We start from the raw sequence: 18978 nt of genomic DNA, 5'->3' as shown, positions 1-18978 counted from the left end.
CTTCGTACTCTCTCTCTTTGTTCGTGCGGGGTGCTGTATGTGGCTCGCGCGACGGCTAGAGCACCGGGATGCGGGCGTTGGCCAACGGCCGGTACGTCACCTCGGCCGGCAGCTGAGCCGGGTCGAAACCCGCCGCGAGCAGCTCGCGGACGACCGCGACCGTCACGGTGACGGCCAGGGCCTGCCCGGGGCAGCGGTGGGCCGCGGCGCCGAAGGTGAAGACCGCCGGGTCCGGGCGGCCGGGCCGGAAGGTGTGCGGATCGGGGTTGGCGGCCGGGTCGCGGTTGGCGGCGGCGAGGACCACCAGCACCTGCTCGCCCGGGGCGATCTCGGCGTCGCCGTGGCGGAACGGCTCGGCGGCGAAGCGGCGGGTGTTCTGGATCGGCGCGTCATGGCGTACGACCTCGCGGACGAACGCCTCGGCTTCGGCGAGGCCGGAGGGCAGCCGCGCACCGCGCGCCAGCGCCACCAGGGTGTTGCCGATCAGACCGGCCGTGGCGTCGTAGGTCTGGGACAGGAAGCCGACCGCGTTGGCCAGCAGCGGGGCGGTGCGGGACCAGGAGGCGTGGCGTGCGGCCCGTACCAGGTCGGCGAGCAGGCCGGTGCCGTCCTCGCCCCGCTCGATGCCGGGGCCCAGCAGCTCCTGGAGCCGGCCGGCCGCGAGCGCCGCGGCCTTCTGCTGCTCGGGGGTGGCGGACGCGGGGATGCACTGGACGAAGTCGCCGATGAGCCGGGCGGCTTCGGCGTCCGTGCCCCGGTCGAGCCCGCAGAGGGCAGCCACGACCCGGGCGGGCACACCGAACATCAGCTCCTCGAAGGGCGGCCGGCCGCCTGCCGCGAGGACCTCGCGGGTCCGTACGGCGGCCAGGTCAGCCGCGCGCGCCGTGTCGACCTGCCCCAGCGCGTCGACGACCACCGCCTTCAGACGGTGCTGCGGTTCGCCGTCGGTCATCCGGACCAGGTCGCCGAAGACGTCACCGGCCGACGTTCCGACGATGCCCGCGGGCACCGGCTCGGCGGGCGGGCGCACCCTGAGGGCGGTGGCGTCCAGTACGGCTCGTACCGCCGCCGCGTCGCAGGCCACCCACGCGCCCACGGCCTCGTCGAAGGCCAGCGGACGCTCGGCCACCAGCGTCGCGTAGTAGGGGTACGGGTCCGGCTGCCGGACCGCTTCGATCGGGGTGGTCACCCGGGAACTCCTTGTCGGCTCGACGGTGGGGTGGTCACAGGTCGCGGGCGGCACGGTCGGCACGACGGGTGTCGAGGGTCCCCGCGATGGTCAGCCGCATGATCTCCGAGGTGCCCTCGTAGATGCGCAGGGACCGGATCTGCCGGTACAGGCGCTCGGTGACGCTGTCCTTCACCACACCGGAGGCACCGAGCAGTTGCACGGCGGTGTCGACGATGCGCTGGGCCTCCTCGGTGGCGTGCAGCTTGGCGATGCTGGAGTGGCGGGCGAAGCGCGGGTTGCCCCGGTCGGCCTCCCAGGCGGCCCGGGCCACCAGCAGGGCGGCCGCGTTGAGCTGGACGTCCATGTCGGCCAGGGACGCCTTGGTCAGCTGGTGGTCGATGAGCAGGCCGCCGCCGACCTGCCGGGTCCGGGCGCGTGCCAGGGCGGTGTCGGCGGCCCGGCGGGCGAAACCGAGTGCCGCCGCGCCCACGGTCATCCGGAAACGTTCGAGCAGGTCCATGGCGATGACGAAGCCCCTGCCGGGCTTGCCCAGCACGGCCTCGGCCGGCACCCGGCAGTCCTCGAAGGCGAGGTGGGCGAACGAGCGCGGGGCGATCGGGACGGGCCGGTCGCCGACCCGTACGCCGGGGGTGTCGGCGGGCACCAGGAAGGCCGTCAGTCCCAGCGGGCCGGGGCCTTCGCCGGTACGGGCGATGACGATGTACACATCAGCGATGGTGCCATTGGCGATCCACGCCTTGTGCCCGTTGAGGAGATAGCCGCCGTCATCGGTGCGTTCGGCGGTGAGGCCGACGGCGGCGACGTCGGAGCCCGCCTGTTCCTCCGAGACCGCGAAGGCGCCGACGAGTGAGCCCCGCGCCATGCCCGGCAGGTAGCGGAGCTTCTGGTCGTCGTTGCCGAAGCGGATCAGGGGCGTCGCGGCCAGTGCCTGGATGGAGAAGGCGAAGTCGGCCAGGTCCTCGGCGTACGCGAGCGCCTCACGCATGAGGCAGATGGCGCGGAAGTCGCCGGGTCGTTCCTCGGGGTCGGATCCGGGCTCCAGGAAGGCGAGCCAGCCGTCCTCCCCCAACTGCCGTACGAGGCTCAGACCGGCCTTGTCCGGATCCTCCGCGCGGACCTCGTCCCACAGGGCGGTGCGGTCGTCGCACCAGGTGCCGATGGCGTCGGCGAGGCGACGGTGCCGGTCGTCGTAGAAGGGGAGCGCCAGGATGTCCGGATCGAAGCTCGTGGTCGGGTCCAAGGTGGTTCTCCGTGCTGGGAAGAGGGGCGGAGGGCGGAGGTCGTGCACGGAAGGTCAGATGAGCAGGTCGACGTCGTCGCTCGGGGCGGTGGGCGCGGAAGCCGCCGGTGTCGTCTCCTGCGCCCGGATCTGCTTGACGAGTTGGTGCTCGACGAAGTAGGCGAAGGAGGCGTAGCCGCGCCAGATGCGGCGCCATTCCTGCTGGACGGCCGCGTCGCCGGAGTTGCGCCGCACGTCGTCGAGGTAGGAGACGATGATGTCGGCCGACTGCCGGGCGTGTCCGGCGGAGAAGTTGTCGATCGACAGATGGGCCTCCTCGTAGGAGACGTCGAGGTTGTACCGGCGCAGCTTCTGGATCTCGTGGAGCCGCATCTCCCCCAGGCCGAACATCTCGATGCCCAGGTTGTATCCGAGGATCTCGTTGTAGAGCGTGTCGGGGAAGAGCGACAGGCAGACCTGGTGGATGGAGAAGCCGTAGAGGTGGTCGGGGAGGTCGCCCTGCTCGAGGAACTCCGGCTGCCGGATGTGCGGCAGGTGGATGTCCATGCTGGCGAGGACCTGGTGGATGAGGGTGATGTGGTTCTTGGTGACGTCGCCGCGGCCCATTTCGTCGGCGTAGATCCCGAACAGCATGGCGTCGCTCTGCCGGTGGTTGCGGCCGAGGTTGCCGATGCGGTGGGCCCAGGTGCCGTCGATGAGGCTGCCGAGGGCGAAGGTCGTCTGCTCGAAGATGACCTCGTCGCGGTGCGGTATCTCGGTGAGCGGCTGGTAGGGGTCGACCAGCTTGTCCCAGTAGACGCGCTCGACCCGCTCCATCAGCGCCTCGGGCGTGTAGTCGAAGTACTCGGCGTCGGTGAGCCGTCCGCCGCCGCCGTGGGTGAAGAGGATCTCCGCGTCGGCCAGGCCCGCCTCGGCCCGGTCCCGGGCCACGGACAGGATGTGGGGGTACTGCTCGACGTTGACGACGCGGTGGAACAACCGCCGGTCGTCCAGCCCGCTGTCGGCGTCCGCGAGAACGATGTCATCGAGGTCCTCGGGTGCCCTGCCGCGCAGCGCCCGGGTCCACTCGTCGGCCCGGTCGTCCCCCGCGGTGTTGGGGGCGAAGTCGAGATCGGCGGGTTCGCCCGCTGCCACGGCCTGCGCCCACGCCGCGAAGGTGGCCGCCTCGCGCTCGTCGAAGATGCCGAACATCGGGCCGCCGAACTTGATGGACTTCAGGAACCGGCAGGTTCCGTCGCGGCCCGTCCTCAGCTGCCGGGAAGCGCGGAATTCGGCGACGAACGCGGCCAGGTCGACGGTGTCGCCGTCGAACCAGTCGGACAGCCGCCGGTCGCCCATGCGGACGCTGCGGTGCTGGCCGCCGGCGAACGGCGCGTGCCGGGCCACGATCTGCGCGACCCTGGCGTCCAGGGAGAGCCCCTCGTGCCAGGCGGCCAGTTCGGTGAGCAGGGCGGTGTGTTCCCGCTCCAGCCTGAGGACGAGGGCGATCGCGGTGAGCGTGCGGCGGCGGTCCTCGTCGCCGGTCGGCGACTGGTCGGTGAACGAGAGGTAGTCCGCGAGGACGGTACGGGCCCCGGTCTCCGGCAGGTGCGGCTCGGTGCCCAGCAGCAGGTCGTCGACGCCCAGCGCGGCCATGGCGTAGTGCACGCCGACGACTTCCGGCAGGAAGGAGGCCGGCAGCCGGGAGAGCGCGAGGTGGAAGGAGGCATGCAGGACGGTCAGCGGGCGGGCCGAGGCCTGCCGGAGGAAGTCCGCGGCCTCGATCTCGGGCAGGTGGACGCCCAGTTCGGTCAGGGCCCGCCGGCGCCGGGCCAGCTGCCCGCGCTGCGGGATGCCCTCACCCTGCAGCTGGAAGTACTGCCCGAAGAGGCGGTTGACGATGACGGAGGGCTGGGTGGCGGCCTGCGAGACGGTGTCGAGCCAGCAGCCGCCGAGCAGTGCGAGGGGGGCACGCTGACGCAGTACCAGCTCACGTGTCTCGGGGGCGGCCTCACGCAGCGCGAGGAGGTCCGGCGTGAGCTCGGTGCGGGTCCGCTCCACCCACGCGGCGATGGCGTCGGCGTCCGCGGGCTGCTGGGCCTCGGGCTGCGACGTTGACCGGGTGGCGGCGAGGAACGCGTCCAGGGCGTGCCGGGCGACGAGCAGCGTGGTCTCGCTCTCCTGGTCGCCGAGTAACTGCCGGAAGATTCCGTCCGGTTCCCCGGCGATGACCGCCGCGGCCTCCTCGGCAGCCTTGGGGCTGACGTGGAAGGGGGCGCGGGGCAGCGACGTGGTCAGGTCGGGAAGGGGGAATCCGGTCGGTGCGTTCATCGAAGCTCCCGGGTCTCGTTTGCCGCCGCCTCGGCGGTCGGTGCGGTCGGCAGTTTGCGCAGCAGCACGCCGACCCGGACGCCGGGCACGCTTGCCGCCAGCAGGTAGTGGCCGTCGTCCCGCAGCTGCCCGGCCGTGGCCCGGTCCGCGAGGTTGATGAGCGGGTCGGCGGCGAAGCAGTGTCCGATGCGCGGGATGTTGTCGAGGAACAACTGCTCCTTGGTGAACCCGGCCTGACGTTCCTTGAGCACGACGAGGGGCTTGTACAGGTTGAGGTGCAGGACACCGTCGATGTCGCCGATCTTCATGTCGGCGGCGGCCAGGATGCGTTCGTTGACCACCCGGGCGAGGTCGGAGCTGATCTCGTTGGTCCACTCCAGCGCCCGGGGGTCCTGCGCGGACGCCCCGGCCACGATCTCGTAGGCGTCCGGGCCCTGCGGAACGTCGCTCACCAGGGCGGCGGCGGCGCCGTCGCTGAACAGGGCGAAGTTCTCCATCCGCACCGCTTCGTCGGAGATCCGGTCGGTGCTGACGACCAGCACCGTGCGGTGGTGTCCGGCGGCCACCATCGCCTGTGCGGTGCGCAGGCCCACCAGGAGGTTGGTGCAGCGGTTGAGGGTGACGCCGGTGAACGCGGCGTTGTCCAGGCCGAGTCCGGACATCACCGTTTCCATGAACTTGCCATGGGTGCGCGGGCCGCCGGGGAAACGGGTCGAACACAGCACGAGACAGTCGACGGACGAGGGGTCGGTCCCGGCGGCGTTCAGCGCCGCCAGACCGCTGCGCACGGCCAGGGTCTCCAGGCTCTCGTTCGTGCGCCGGACGCTGCCCCAGCCCCACAGCGACGCCTTGGGGGGCATCCCGAACTCGCGGGCCTTGCGGGACAGGTCCTTGACGGTGGTGTGGTCGGCCTCGGTCTCACCTATGACGTAGCGGGGGGCGGACAGATATACCTGTGCGAGGTTCACGGTGCGGGATCACTCTCCGGGCCGGCCGGTGGGGCCGGCGCCATCATCGCGTTGGCATCGGGGTACGGGACGGCTTCCGCGCCGAACCCGAAGGTGCCGAGGTCACGGATCTCCGTCGCCGCGCGGACGACCGCGCCGAGCGCGGCCCGGGACATCGCGGAGCCGACGCTGATCCGGCGCACACCCAGGGCGCCCAGTTCGGCCACCGTCAGCGGCAGGGCGGGCGAGCCCATCAGGACGTTGACGGGGCGGGTGACGGCGGAGCACACCGCGCGGATCGCGTCGGCGTCCGGGAGTGCGGGCGCGTAGAGCACATCGGCGCCGGCCTCCTCGTACGCCTTCAGCCGGCGGAGCGTGTCCGGCAGGTCGGGCCTGCCCTGGAAGAAGTTCTCCGCCCGCGCGGTCACCGTGAAGGGGAAGTCGAGCTCCCTGGCCGCGGCGACGGCGGCGGCCACCCGCTCGACGGCCTCCTCCAGAGGGCGTACGGGGTCGTCGGCGCGGCCGGTGGAGTCCTCGATCGAGCCGCCGACCAGGCCCGCGGCGGCGGCAAGCCGGATGGTCTCGGCGACCTCCTCGGGCGTGTCACCGAATCCGCTCTCCAGGTCCGCCGTCACCGGCACCGTGGTCGCGGCGACGATCGACCGGGCGTTGTCGAGGATCTGCTCGCGGGTGAGGGAGCCGTCGGGCAGACCACAGACGTGGGCCAGACCCGCGCCGGTGGTGGCGAGCGCGGAGAAACCGAGCCCGGTCAGGACACGTGCGGTGCCCGCGTCCCACGGGTTGGGGACGACGAAGGGGTCGGGGCCCTCATGGAGCTTGTGGAAGGTGACGGCCCGTCGGTACTGGTCGGTGGCGGACTGGCTCATGCGCGAATCCCCTCTGCGGTGCTGGTGAGGCAGGTGTGAGGCACTGCTCAGATAACCTCAACATGCGTACCACCAGGTGGATTCACGCCAGGATCGGCGTCGAGGAGCGACCGCAGGACATCGGTGACGGCGCTGGGACGGCCGTCGAAGTAGAAGTGGCCGCCGTCGACCCAGTGCTGGGCCGGCTCGTCGGCGCATTCACGCGCCCACGGCTCGAGACCGGCCTCTTTCACGTGCGGGTCGTCCACCCCGTTGATGAGGGTGACGGGCACGGACAGGGGGGCGGCCGGCCGGTAGGTGTACTGGGCGACCATGCGGAAGTCGGCCTTCAGGTTCGGCAGCAGCAGCTCCTGCAAGGCCTCGTCGGCGACCACTTCGGGGGGCAGCCCGCCGAAGAAGCCCACGGCCTCGGTGAACGCGCGGCCCTCCAGGCGCGCGGTCTCCACCACGCGTGCGCTGGGCAGCAGCGCGGGCGCGGAGCAGCCGGAGGCGACCAGGTGGCGGCAGTCGGGCAGGCCGCCGAGACGGCGGGCGACCTCGAAGGCCAGGACCGCGCCGAAGCTGTGCCCGAACAGGACGAACGGCCGGTCGGCGGCGGCGACGATGGCGGCGGCCGCGCCGTCGGCGAGATCCATCACGTCAGTGGCGGAGGGTTCCTGGTATCGGGGGCCACGGCCCGGGGGGCACACTGCGACGATCTCGGCGTCGTCTCCCAGATCCCGCTGCCAGCCGAGGAACGAACGCGGGTTTCCGCCCGCGTGGGGGAAGCAGTAGATGCGGGCCGCGCGCTCGGGCGCCGCCGGGTCACGCAGAAACCACGGACTAGAACTCACAGGATTTTACCGATCTCTCGCGCCTTGGAACGGTCAGCCGGCCGTCCGGGGACCGGCCACATTCCAGCCGACGTCGCCGTCCGTGGCGGCTTCGACCCGGTGCTGCGAGTCCGAGTGCGGGAGTACACAGACTCCCAGTGTTCCCGTCAGCACAAGGGTGGCGACAGCGAATCCGACGCGGGCCCCGAACGAAGAACGTCCGGATATGCGGGAGAGTAAAGAACTCATCGACATGCACCCATACCTCTCTTGCCAAACACACATGCAGGAATCGAGGGGAATTTTTCAGAGGGTGGCAAGGGGGCTCGCCCGACACCAACCACTGAGGCGATCTGCGGCTCAAACTGACCACCTGGCTTCAGACTTCCTTGCCCCGGGCCCGGACTGAAGATTTAAGATGGCTCGGGTTTCCGCACCGCCGAAAGCCGAGGGATCCATTTCGTCGAAAAATCGTCGAAACCGGACACCAGGGGGGTATGGTCATGACGTCGATCGACCACGCAGACATGGACACATCAGAACGATTCGGGATCGAAACGGCTCCACCGCAGGAGGGGCCGGAGGGGGCGCTGCGAGCGATTGCCGAACAGTTGGCAACGCTGTCACGGCTAACCAGTGGCGGCCTCACTGACATCACCAGAACGAAGCAGTCAGTTAGCGTGTCGTTTTCCGAAGAATCCCGCATCGCATACCTGCACGGGCTGGACGCGATCAACTCCGCCATCGATGACGCCCTCAAGGGCGCGCGCAAGGAAATACTGACCGCGCAGCCCGACGGCCCCCGCCCGGGCCAGGTCCTGGACGACGCCCTGAAATCCGTACGGCGCCACATCGAGGCCGGCATCGCCATGCGAACGCTCTATCAGCACACCACGCGTTTCGATGAGGCGACGAAGAACTACGTACGGGCGGTCACGGATTACGGAGTAAGAGTCCGGACCCTGGCGGAATTCTTCGACCGCCTCATCATCATCGACGACTCCGTGGCGTTCATTTCCGCCAACGAGAGCCGAACCGTGGGACTGGCAATCAGGGAACCGGCGATCGTGCGCTTCCTCAAGGACATCTTCGAGCGCTCCTGGGACCGCGCGAAGTCCTTCCCGTTCGTCCCCCTGCACGCCGCGAAGGCCGCCGACGACGTCATCCCGTCGCTGCGCGAGTCGATCAGCGGGCTGCTCATCGGCGGCTACTCCGACAAGCGGATCGCACGCCGCCTCGGTATCAGCGAACGGTCTTTACAGGGTCATATCGCGGCGATGAAACAGCAGTTGGGGGCGAACACGCGGCTGCAGCTCGGCTATCTGCTGGGCAGGGACGAGACCACGCTCGTGCTGTGAGCGCCCCCGGAGTGCCGGGGGGTCCCAGGGGCGCTCACGCGTATTGCGAGGGGGGAAGTCGGGCGAGGACGGCCCATGCCCAGGTGCGCCTGGCACTCCCCCCAAGTCGTGCAGTCGTGCGCACCCCCCGCCCCCGTCTACGCCCAGGTCAGCGCGTCGGCTCCACCGAGGAGGCCGGAGTGTCCTCCTGGACCGGCGGGACCGCCGGCGGCGTCTGGGAGGCGCGGCTGGGGCGCAGCCGGGAGACGGCCACGCCGCCCAGGCAGATGGCACCGCCGAGGAGCGTGACCCAACCAGGCACCTCGTCCAGGGCGACCCAGGAGATGAGGATGACGATCGCCGGCACCGCGTAGGTGGTCGCGCCCAGCTTGCCCGCGGTGGTCCGCGACAGCGCGTAGGCCCAGGTGCTGAACGCCAGGGCGGTCGGGAACAGGCCCAGGTAGACGACGTTGAGGGTCGCCGAGAGCGGCGCGTCGGACAGATCCGAGACGAGCTGGCCGCTGAACGGCAGGCAGGCGACGGTGCCGATGAGGCATCCGAACGTCGTCACCTGCATCGGGGTGGCATGCCGCAGCGCGGGCTTCTGCGACACCACTCCGGCCCCGTAGACCAGGGCCGCCAGCAGGCACAGCCCCACACCCAGCACCGATGACGAACCGTCACCGGAGGTGGAGAAGCCCACCACGACCGCGCCCACGAAGGACACGCCCATACCGGCGAGCAGCAGGGGCGGGAACCCTTCCTTGAGCAGCCAGCCGCCCAGCAGCGCGATCACCATGGGGCCGATGTTGACGACCATGGAGGCGGTACCGGCGTCGACCTTCTGCTCGCCCCAGTTCAACGCCACCATGTAGCACCCGAACCAGAGCACTCCGGACATGATGATCCCGGGCCATGCCTTACGGGGCGGTATGCCTCCCCGCTTGACCAGGAGAACGCACACCAGCGCGAGGGAGCCCGTCGCGAGCCGCCCGAGGGCCAGGGCACCGGGGCCGAAATAGTCCGCCGAGGCACGGATGGACACAAAAGCCGAAGCCCATAAGAAGACGGTGACCGAGGCGGCAAGCAGGGCGCCACGGTCCATCTCGGAACGCTCACTCAGTGGATTCATGCGAGCGATCTAACCATGTGTAGGGGTCATCAAACGGAACGATGACGAGTGCCGCGATCAGTACGTGGACCTTCGCTCGCCGGTGCCGCCTCCGGACCGCTCTCCTGCCGACAGCGGCCGAACGCACGGCGCCCGCCGCCCGGTTCTCCGGAGCGGCGGACGCTGTCACGACCTTCTCGGTCACACTCCCCTAGACGGCCTTGTGGCCCAGCAGGATGTCGACGCCCTCCTGGCTGCCGCTCACGGTGACCTGCGTCGCCACCGGCGGGTAGCCACTGGCGATCACCGTGTACTGCTCGTTGGCGAGGTCGGTGAAGGCGTAGCTCCCGTCGACACTCGTGGTGCGCGTACCGACGACGTTGCCGGCGGCGTCGATCAGCGTGACCCGGGCGTCGTCCAGCGCACGTCCGTCCTGGTTGTGCACCGTGCCCTGCAGGGTCGCCGCGACGGAGAGCTGGATGTCGCAGCGGGGCGTCTCGGCGGAGACGGTGGCCGGCACAGCGGCCGGGCGGTGACCGGGCGCGCTGACACTGAGCGTGTAGTCGCCGGGCAGCAGGTCGCCGATCCGGTAACCGCCGTCCGTTCCGGTGGTGACGGAGGCCGTCACGTCACCGCGCTGGTCGGTGGCCACCACCAGCGCGGCGGGCAGGGCCTCGCCGTCCCCGCCGCGCACCGTACCGGCGAGGCCGCCCGGGCTGGGCAGGACCACGAGGTCGCGGGAGACGGGTTCGCCGTTCAGGCTCAGGGTGACGACCTGCGGCTGGTAACCGGGCGCCGAGCCGATGAGGACCAGGCTCCCCCGCTCGGACGTGTCCATGGCGTACGTACCGTCGGCACCGGAGACGGCGCGGGCCAACTGGTGACCCGAGCTGTCCAGCAGGGTGATCGCGGTGCGGGCTACGGGTGCACCCGCACCGTCCCTCACCTGCCCGCGGACGGCGGCCGCACGGTCCGCGTCCGCACGGTCCGCGTTCGCACGGACGGCGGCGACGGCCACCGGCGTGACCGGGTTCGCAGCCGTGTCCTCGACCCCGGCCTCGCCCCCCGCCTCGACCTCGGCCTCCGGCGCGGGCGCGCTCACCCTCTTCTTGGCGCGGAACAGCAGCGCCGTGATGATCGCGGCGAAGGCGAAGAAGCCCGCCGACCACCAGTAGGCGACGGTGTAACTGTGCAGCGCCGCGTTCGCCTTGACCAGCGGATCGGACAGATGGTCAGCCGCATAGGCGGTGGCGGCGCTGGCGGCCAGGGTGTTCAGCAGCGCGGTGCTGATCGAACCGCCCACCTGCTGCGTGGTGTTGACGGCCGCCGACGCCACGCCCTGGTCGTGGGCCTCCACACCCAGGGTCGCGTAGCTCATCGCCACCGGCATCGACATACCGAGCCCGGCGCCGAGCAGCAGCAGCGGCGGCAGCACATGGGTCGCGTAGTCACTGTGCAGGCCGAGGCGGGTCAGCCAGATCATGCCGCCCAGGGCGAGCAGCATGCCGACGGGCACCACGATCTTCGGCCCGATCTTCGGCACCAGCCAGTTGGTGGACAGCTGCGCCAGCACCATCAGCGCGCCCACCATCGGCAGGAAGGCCACGCCGTTCTTCACCGGCGAATAACCCAGCGTCGACTGCAGGTAGTAGGTGAGGAAGAGGAAGACGCCGAACATCCCGGCGGACGAGATGAGCACGGTCGCCAGCGCGCCGGCGCGGTCACGGTCGGCCAGGACCCTCAGCGGCAGCACCGGGTGCTTCGCACGGGTCTGCCACAGGAAGAACGCCACCAGCAGCACACCACCCGCGGCGAGGAAGCCCCAGGTCATCCAGTTGTCCCAGTCGTGCGTCTCCGCGTTGGCGAAGCCGTAGACGACGCCGAACAGACCGCCGGAGACCAGCACGGCACCGAAGATGTCCAACTTGGGCCGCTCGGCCGGGACGGAGCGCCCGATGAAGACGATCGCGCCGATCAGCGCGGGAATCGCGATCACGTCGTTGACGTACAGCGTCCAGCGCCAGTCCAGGTACTCGGTGAGCAGCCCGCCGAGGACCAGGCCGACCGCGGCGCCGGAACCGGCGATGGCCCCGAATATGCCGAACGCCTTGGCGCGTTCCTTGGCCTCGGTGAAGGTCGTGGTCAGCAGGGAGAGCGCCGCGGGCGCGAGCAGCGCGCCGAACAGCCCCTGCACCGCGCGCGCGATGACGAGCATGGTGAAGCCGTTGGCCGCACCGCCGACCGCGGAGGCGGCGGCGAAGCCGACGATGCCGACGATGAACGTCGTCTTGCGGCCGAACAGGTCGGCGAGCCGACCGCCGAGCAGCAGCAGACTGCCGAAGGCCAGGGAGTAGGCGGTGACGATCCACTGCCGCCCGTTGTTGTCGAAGCCCAGATCCTGCTGGGCGGACGGCAGCGCGATGTTCACGATGGTGGCGTCGAGTACGACCATCAGCTGGGCGAGGCCGATCACGGCCAGCGCCCACCACCGGTGCTTCGGCGGGACATGAGTGTGGCCGGACGGACCGGCCTGGACTGCGGCGGCGGCGGCCGGAATGGCTTCCACGATGGTGCTCCCCTCAAGGGGCTTGGATTGCCCGGACCTCCCACACCGGTCCGAAACCGTTTCGTACAGCAAACCTAGGTACTCGTACAGCGAAACTCAAACGTTTCGATCGCCCCCGGACATACTGTGGGGCACGTCACAAAAAGTGACGGACTGTCCTTACATTTCCTTCACCGAAACCGACCGATCGGTGCAGCCGACGGCCGAATTCGGGTCACGTCCGAGAGCCCACGGGACGTCAGATCACCGCCCCGCCTGAGACGATGACGCGGACCATGACATGAAATGGGGGGTCGAGCATGCTTGTGCTCATACTGGCGGTCGTCGTTCTGCTGGTCATCGGCGGCTGCGCCTGCGTCTACTGGGAGGCCCGGGGCGACGCCCCGCGCTGGGCACGTGTCGTGGCCAAGGCCACTCTGCTCGGCAGCGAGTTCGCCCGAAGCGCGAGCCGCACTTCCCGCTCACGGCGGAGCAGCATGGGGGACGATTAGCCGGCTGGCACGCTCCGGCGCCGCCACGGCATCCGCATCCGCATCCGCATCCGCTGAACGAAAAACCCAGCTCAGACACTGTCCGAGCTGGGTTGTGCAACAGGTTGACCCGCGGTTCAGAGGTTGGCTGTCAGGAAGCTGCGGATCAGTGCTGCCGCCTCGTCGAGTGCGCTCTCGAGGAGGAAGTGGCCGCCGTCGAGGAGGTGGATCTCGGCGTTCGGCAGGTCGCCCGTGAAGGCGAGCGCGCCTTCAGGGCCGAAGATCTCGTCGCCGCGTCCCCAGACGGCGAGCAGGGGCACCTGACTCTCGCGGAACCAGCGGTGCACAGCGGGGTAGAGCGGCACATTGGTGGCGTAGTCGAGGAACATCTTGAGCTGGACGAGGTCGTTGCCGGGGCGGGACAGCAGCGCGTAGTCGCGCTGCCAGGTAGCGGGATCGACCAGGGTTTCGTCGGTGACGCCGTTCAGGTACTGCCAGCGGGTGACCTCCGCGGTGAGCGCCTGACGGGCGCCCGCCTCGGTCTGAGGGGTCTGCTCGTTCCAGTAGTCCCGGACGGGCTTCCAGAACGACGCCACGAACCCTTCCTCGTAGGCGTTGCCGCTCTGGCTGATGACGGCGGTGACAGCCGCCGGGTCGCGCAGCGCGAGCCGCCAGCCGATCGGGGCCCCGTAGTCCTGTACGTACATCGCGTACCGGTCGACACCGAGCTGTCCGAGCAGGTCCTGGGTGAGGTCGGTGAGCGCGTCGAAGGTGTAGTCGAACTCGGTGACCGGCGGCGCGTCGGAGTGCCCGTACCCCAGGTGGTCGGGGGCTATCAGGTGCCACCGGTCGGCCAGCAGCGGGATCAGGTTGCGGAACATGGACGAGCTGGTCGGGAAGCCGTGCAGCAGGACGAGCGTGGGGGCGTCGGCCGGACCGGCTTCGCGGTAGAACAACCGCCGGCCGCGGACGTCGGCGTAACGATGGTGGATTTCTGCCATGGTTTTCTCCTCTGGTAGCGGGCTGGGCATTGGTCTTCTCGACCAGCGAGATCAGCTCGATCGCGGCCGGAGCGCGGGACGCCCGGTTCTGGGGGCCATCGGCCGTACGGATGGCCGCGGAAGCGCACGACCGGTCAGCGCACGACCGGTCAGCGCACGCCCGTTCAGGCCTGTATGAAGGCCAGCAGGTCGGCGTTGATCGTGTCGGCCTGCGTGGCCGGCATTCCGTGCGGGAAGCCCTCGTACGTCTTGAGCGTGCCGTTCTGCACCAGTTCGGCGGTCCGTGGCGCCGTGGCGGCGTAGGGAACGATCTGGTCGTCGTCGCCGTGCATCACCAGGACCGGGACACTGATCTTCTTGAGGTCCTCGGTGTAGTCCTCCTGCGCGAACGCCGAGACACAGTCGTACTGGGCCTTCGCGGCGCCCACCATGCCCTGGCGCCACCAGTTGTCGATCAGCGCCTCGGACGGCTCGACGCCCGGCCGGTTGAAGCCGTAGAACGGGCCGGATGCCACGCCACGGAAGAACTCGGCGCGGCCCGCGGCCAGTCCGGCCTGCAGGCCGTCGAAGGCTCCCTGCGGCAGGCCGTCAGGGTTGCCCGGCGTCTGCCGCATGGACGGCGTCACGGCGCTGATCAGGGCCACCTTCGCCACCCGAGCCTCGCCGTGGCGCCCGATGTGGCGTGCCACCTCGCCGCCTCCGGCGGAGTGCCCGACGTGGACGGCGTCCCGCAGGTCGAGCTGCTCGGTCAGGGCGGCCAGGTCGTCGGCGTAGTGGTCCATGTCGTGGCCTTCGCCGACCTGCGCCGACCGGCCGTGCCCGCGCCGGTCGTGGGCGATCACCCGGTAACCGTGACGCAGGAAGAACAGCATCTGGGTGTCCCAGTCGTCGGACGACAGCGGCCACCCGTGGCTGAAGACGATCGGCTGACCTGAACCCCAGTCCTTGAAGAAGATTTCCGTGCCGTCCGAGGTCGTGATCGTGGGCATGCCACACCTCACTCACTGATTGTTGGCGGAAGGATGTGCGGGTCATGGCGTGAACCCGCGGGACAGCCGGCTCACACCGGGTCAGATGTCGAGGGCGACGACTTCCAACTGAATGTTGTCGATGTCCCGGAAGACGATGGCCGAGAAGACGAACGGCTCTCTCCTGCTCTGAATGCCGGAGTGTGCGACGCCGATACTGTCCAGCCAGTCCGCCCACGCCTGAAGCCCTTCGCGCCCCTCCACCCGCAGCGAGACGTGGTCGAGTCCGGTACGCGCCTCGTCGAACTCCGCGTCGTTGTTGTTCTCGTTGTGGTGCAGGCTGATGGTCAGGCCCGTGTGCGGCTCGACGACCAGACGCGCGAACCCCGTCCACTCGCGGCCGAAGTGCGGCAGGTCCCCGGCGACGAGAGTGGCCTGGAAGACTTTCCGATACCAGGCGACACTTGCCTGGAGGTCCCGGACGGTGAAAGCGAAGTGGTGCAGCCCGCTGATGGGCGGAGCGGTCGCATCACCCATTTCCGACCTCCTTCCCTTACAAGGCGGAAAATCCGCGGCTACGAAATGCGGCGGTTCGCATTCGCAGTCTCGTGGTTCACGTTAGGGATATCCACTTGATTGCGAGTGAGCGCTTTGTGGATCGACGACTGAATATTCTGTGGCTCCGGGACGGGCTTTCCCATCTCCGCCAGGAACGTTTCGGCACGGCGAGCGAACAGGTGAGCCCCGCGTTCGGCGGACAACTCCCGGGCCTTTTCGGCGGTGGCCCGGACCACGGCGGCCGGTTCCCCGCGAGCCTGCAGCAGCCGCGCCCGCAACAGAAGGATCAGGCCCTCCGGATAGCGCTGGCCACGGGTTTCGAGGAACAGGTCGGCCCGGTCGAGTGCGGCGGCGGCCTCGTCTGTCGCCCCACCCGCCAACCACATCTCACCGAGCAGGCCGTACCACGTGGCGACACAAGAACGCGGCGGGTTGAGGAGGTTCGCCGTGATGATCCGCTGGGCCTCCACCGCGGCGCCGACCGGATCGTCGCCGGTCATGGCCAGCGCCCAGCAACGGGCCAGCCGTTGGTAGGTGCCGAGGAAGACGAAGGAGAAGTCGGGGTCCACGGCGATCCCCCGTTCCGCCCCGCGTAGCGCCTGAAACGGATCACCGACGTTCGCTGCGATCCTCGCCGCGAAGGTGGCCCAGATCGTGATCATGTACGGATCCTCGCCCGCGGCGTCCTCCAGCACGTCGAGCAGAGCCCGCGCCCCCTCGACGTCACCGTGCAGCGCGGTCACCTCCGCGATCATCCCGGTCATGAGCAACTGGAGGTCGTGCCGGACCGGATTCTCCTCGCGCTGGGCGAGATCGAGGGCCACGGCCCTGGACCGGTTGAGGTACCCGAATGCCTCCTCGATGTTGCCGACGTCCCATTGGTGGATGCCCCATGCCTGCAGGCCACAGGCGAGCACGAACGGATCGGAGGACGCCTCGCCCTGCTCCAGCAGCCGGCGCGCGAGCGGACCGCTGCGGTCGAGCTCGATGGCCTGGGCGTGGGCGGCCCAGCGGGAATAGAGGAAGCCTGCCGCCTCTGCCTCCCGGCCGAGGCCACGGGCCAGATGCTCGGCTCGCTCCAGCAGATCGAGCGACGAGAAGCCGTACATCGACCGCATCCCGACAACCGCGGTGAGCTGCGACAGGGCCGTCAGCTCCCACTCCGTGAGGCCCGCCGTCCGCGCCACGTGCGCGGCCGACCGCAACCGGCGCTCGGCGGCCTCCAGCGCGGATTTGCCCGCCGCGCGCCGCCCCGCACGCACCAGTGTGGCCGCGGTGCGGGCGGGGTCAGCGAGCGGTCCGGCAGCCCACAGGTGGTGGGCGAGGCGCTCGGCGACGGACTCGCCGTCGGGGCCTGTCGCGTCCAGAGCGTCCGAGACGCGCAGGTGCAGCCGGGTTGCCCGCGATGGCGACGTCGTCGCGGAGACAGCCTCACGGACGAGGTCGTGTGCGAACCGGAACGCGAACGGATTGTCCGGCCTGGACTCGAGCAGGCCGAGTGCTTCCACGGGCTCAAGGCGTTCCAGGCAGCTCTCGACGTCGAGACCGGCAACGCGGACGAGCAGGCCGAGTTCGACGTCGCTGCCGATGAGCGCGGCGATCTGCAAGAGGTCCCTGGCGTCGCCGTCGAGGCCGGCCATCCGGTCGAGGACGACATCTCGCACGGTGGCCGGCACCCCGGCGCGGGCTGCGGCGTCGTCGGTGAGCGCGCCGCCGTCGGCGAGCAGCCTGGACAGTTCCCGGACGAAGAAGGGGTTGCCCGCGGTGCGCGTGTAGATGCTCTGAGCAGCGCTGCGGCCGGTCTTCCGGCCGGTCTCGCGGCGGACCAGTTCGGCCACCTCGTCGGGGCTGAGGGGGCCGAGCCGGAACCGTCGGTGGCCGGGGACCCGGCTGACCGCGGCGAGCATCCGGGACAGCTCCGAGCCGGGTGCCGGTGCGCGGTCGCGCAGCGCGCCGAGGACCACGGTGTTGGCCGGTAGCCGGGCCGCCAGGTGCCCGAACAGGTGCAGAGAGGCACCGTCCGCCCACTGGAGATCGTCGATCACGAGCACCACCGGCCGCTGGGCCGAGGCCTGGCCGATGAGGGCGACGACCCGCTCGAACAGGCGGAACCGGAAGCCACTGTCCGGCAGCACGGGTGCGGCAAGGACGTCATCGCGCGGTTCGAGGAGGCGGCCGAGCTCGCCGGCGAGCCACTCCTCCCGGGCAGGGGAGGGCAGGCCGTCGAGGACCGTGCCGATCGCCCGCACCCACGGCCACATCGAGGGTGTCCCGTCGCCGTCCAGGCAGCGGCCCCAGACGACGAGCGCCCCGCGCCGTTCCGCCTCAGCGGTGACCTCCTCCAGCAGGCGGGTCTTGCCGACGCCCGGCTCGCCCTCGACGACGCCGATCGCTGTGCCGCCGGTGAACGCCGGCTCCATGGTCTGCCGCAGCACCGTGAGTTCCTCGGCCCGGCCGACCAGGCTGCCCGCCGCACTCGTCTGCGCGCCGCCGCCGGTGTTGTCCGTACCCGTCACGGCCGCCGACGGCTCAGTGGGCATCAACACCCGCCGATGTGCGGCCTGAAGCGCTGGACCGGGGTCGATGCCGAGATCTTCGGCGAGACGTGCACGGACCGCGCTGAACAACGACAGTGCCTCCGCCTGCTGCCCGGCCGCGGCAAGGGCGGAGATGAGGGCGGCCTGGACGGGTTCGTGCAGGGGCGTCATCGACGCGGCCAGGTGCAACGCGGGGAGCACCCGCTCGGGACGGGCCAGCGACACCGCGAGGTCAGCCGCTGCCGCGCACGCGTCGTACAACTCGGCGTCGAGGGCGGCGAAGATGGGTATCGCGGTGTGTCCGTGGGTCATGCCGTCGCCGGCGGGACCATGCCATAGATCCAGCGCTTCCACGTAGTTGTCGAGCGCCACTTCGTGGTGCCGCTGTGCGAGGGCGGTCTTGGCCCTCGCCACGCACTCTCGGAAGGTGACCAGGTCGAGCATCCCGAGGCCGGCGGTGAACAGGTAACCGTTGCCGCGGCGATGAAGGTACGAGCCGGTGCCGCGGACAGGAAGTCCGGGTTCGAGGAGGCGCCGTAGGGCGCCGACGTATTTGTGGATGACGTTGAGGGCACTGGCCGGAACGCCGTCGTCCCACATCAGGTCGATCAGCTCGGTGGTGCTGACCGGCCGGCCCGCGCGGGCGAGAAGCAGGGCGAGCAGGTAAGCCTGCTGTCGCGGGCCCGCGTCCAGTTCGACACCGCCGCGCCAGGCCCGTAACGGACCAAGGATCTGCAGACGTAGGGAAACGTCATCAGTCGGCCGGTCGTCGCCGCCGCCGGACAGAACAGAACGGATTGCCACAGTCACGCCTACAGCCCCCGGGTACACCGATACAGATGTGTTTACCGTGCGGAGTGCGTCTGCTCGAGACCTGTGCAGGCCAGAGCTCGCACGCGAGGATCGATTCAGCGGAGCCGTCGCCCCTCAGCCGGCTGGAGGCCTGGTGTGAGGGTGTGGCGCATCGCGCCGGAACGGCTGGACCGCTGCCTGACCAAGGCAACCGGTTGGGTGTCTACGGCGCGTTGACGGATCGTTGACG

The 18978-nt window shown here is 70.1% G+C and carries 14 protein-coding genes; 2 read left to right on the top strand and 12 right to left on the bottom strand.

What is annotated here, in order from left to right:
- Nucleotides 1–55: 55 nt before the first annotated feature.
- From ACFYRY_RS30525 to ACFYRY_RS30500, 6 genes are read right to left on the bottom strand one after another with little or no spacing between them, the layout of a single operon-like run.
- Nucleotides 56–1189 (bottom strand): cytochrome P450, encoded by a 1134-nt coding sequence (locus ACFYRY_RS30525; protein ID WP_389152591.1) that lies wholly within the window; start codon nt 1187–1189, stop codon nt 56–58.
- A gap of 34 nt (nt 1190–1223) precedes the next feature.
- Entirely contained in the window at nt 1224–2432 is a 1209-nt protein-coding gene (locus tag ACFYRY_RS30520; RefSeq protein WP_389152588.1) for an acyl-CoA dehydrogenase family protein, read from the bottom strand.
- Nucleotides 2433–2486: 54 nt separating this feature from the next.
- Nucleotides 2487–4742, bottom strand: a complete 2256-nt coding sequence (locus ACFYRY_RS30515; protein ID WP_389152585.1) for an iron-containing redox enzyme family protein — start codon at nt 4740–4742, stop codon at nt 2487–2489.
- Complete coding sequence (locus tag ACFYRY_RS30510) at nt 4739–5710, bottom strand: 3-oxoacyl-ACP synthase (RefSeq protein WP_389152582.1); 972 nt, start codon at nt 5708–5710, stop codon at nt 4739–4741. The genes ACFYRY_RS30515 and ACFYRY_RS30510 overlap by 4 nt, the downstream gene beginning before the upstream one ends.
- The gene (locus tag ACFYRY_RS30505) at nt 5707–6576 is read right to left on the bottom strand and encodes an isocitrate lyase/phosphoenolpyruvate mutase family protein (RefSeq protein ID WP_389152580.1); all 870 of its coding nucleotides are present in this window, start codon (nt 6574–6576) and stop codon (nt 5707–5709) included. The genes ACFYRY_RS30510 and ACFYRY_RS30505 overlap by 4 nt, the downstream gene beginning before the upstream one ends.
- A gap of 47 nt (nt 6577–6623) precedes the next feature.
- Nucleotides 6624–7409, bottom strand: coding sequence for a thioesterase II family protein (locus ACFYRY_RS30500; RefSeq protein WP_389152577.1), 786 nt, complete (start codon nt 7407–7409; stop codon nt 6624–6626).
- 482 nt (nt 7410–7891) lie between these two features.
- On the opposite strand from ACFYRY_RS30500, the gene ACFYRY_RS30495 reads away from it, so the two are divergent.
- Entirely contained in the window at nt 7892–8746 is an 855-nt protein-coding gene (locus ACFYRY_RS30495; RefSeq protein WP_389152574.1) for a LuxR C-terminal-related transcriptional regulator, read from the top strand.
- A 148-nt stretch (nt 8747–8894) separates the two neighbouring features.
- Here the strand turns inward: ACFYRY_RS30495 and ACFYRY_RS30490 are convergent, their stop codons facing one another.
- Complete coding sequence (locus ACFYRY_RS30490; protein WP_389152571.1) at nt 8895–9857, bottom strand: DMT family transporter; 963 nt, start codon at nt 9855–9857, stop codon at nt 8895–8897.
- Nucleotides 9858–10047: 190 nt separating this feature from the next.
- Nucleotides 10048–12402, bottom strand: coding sequence for an MFS transporter (locus tag ACFYRY_RS30485; protein WP_389152568.1), 2355 nt, complete (start codon nt 12400–12402; stop codon nt 10048–10050).
- Between the two features lie 299 nt (nt 12403–12701).
- On the opposite strand from ACFYRY_RS30485, the gene ACFYRY_RS30480 reads away from it, so the two are divergent.
- Entirely contained in the window at nt 12702–12893 is a 192-nt protein-coding gene (locus ACFYRY_RS30480) for a hypothetical protein (RefSeq protein WP_389152565.1), read from the top strand.
- Between the two features lie 116 nt (nt 12894–13009).
- Here ACFYRY_RS30480 and ACFYRY_RS30475 read toward each other — a convergent pair whose 3' ends face one another.
- From ACFYRY_RS30475 to ACFYRY_RS30460, 4 genes are all read right to left on the bottom strand, one after another.
- Entirely contained in the window at nt 13010–13873 is an 864-nt protein-coding gene (locus tag ACFYRY_RS30475; RefSeq protein ID WP_389152562.1) for an alpha/beta fold hydrolase, read from the bottom strand.
- A gap of 164 nt (nt 13874–14037) precedes the next feature.
- Nucleotides 14038–14862: an alpha/beta fold hydrolase gene (locus ACFYRY_RS30470; RefSeq protein ID WP_389152559.1), complete on the bottom strand. Its 825-nt coding sequence runs from the start codon at nt 14860–14862 to the stop codon at nt 14038–14040.
- 81 nt (nt 14863–14943) lie between these two features.
- Nucleotides 14944–15378, bottom strand: a complete 435-nt coding sequence (locus ACFYRY_RS30465; protein ID WP_389152556.1) for a VOC family protein — start codon at nt 15376–15378, stop codon at nt 14944–14946.
- 38 nt (nt 15379–15416) lie between these two features.
- Complete coding sequence (locus ACFYRY_RS30460; RefSeq protein ID WP_389152553.1) at nt 15417–18746, bottom strand: BTAD domain-containing putative transcriptional regulator; 3330 nt, start codon at nt 18744–18746, stop codon at nt 15417–15419.
- Nucleotides 18747–18978 lie beyond the last annotated feature (232 nt).

Source organism: Streptomyces sp. NPDC005263 (assembly GCF_042872365.1).
GTDB lineage: Bacteria > Actinomycetota > Actinomycetes > Streptomycetales > Streptomycetaceae > Streptomyces.
Note: the sequence above shows the minus strand (reverse complement) of the source record. Positions and strands in the feature narration are given on the sequence as shown.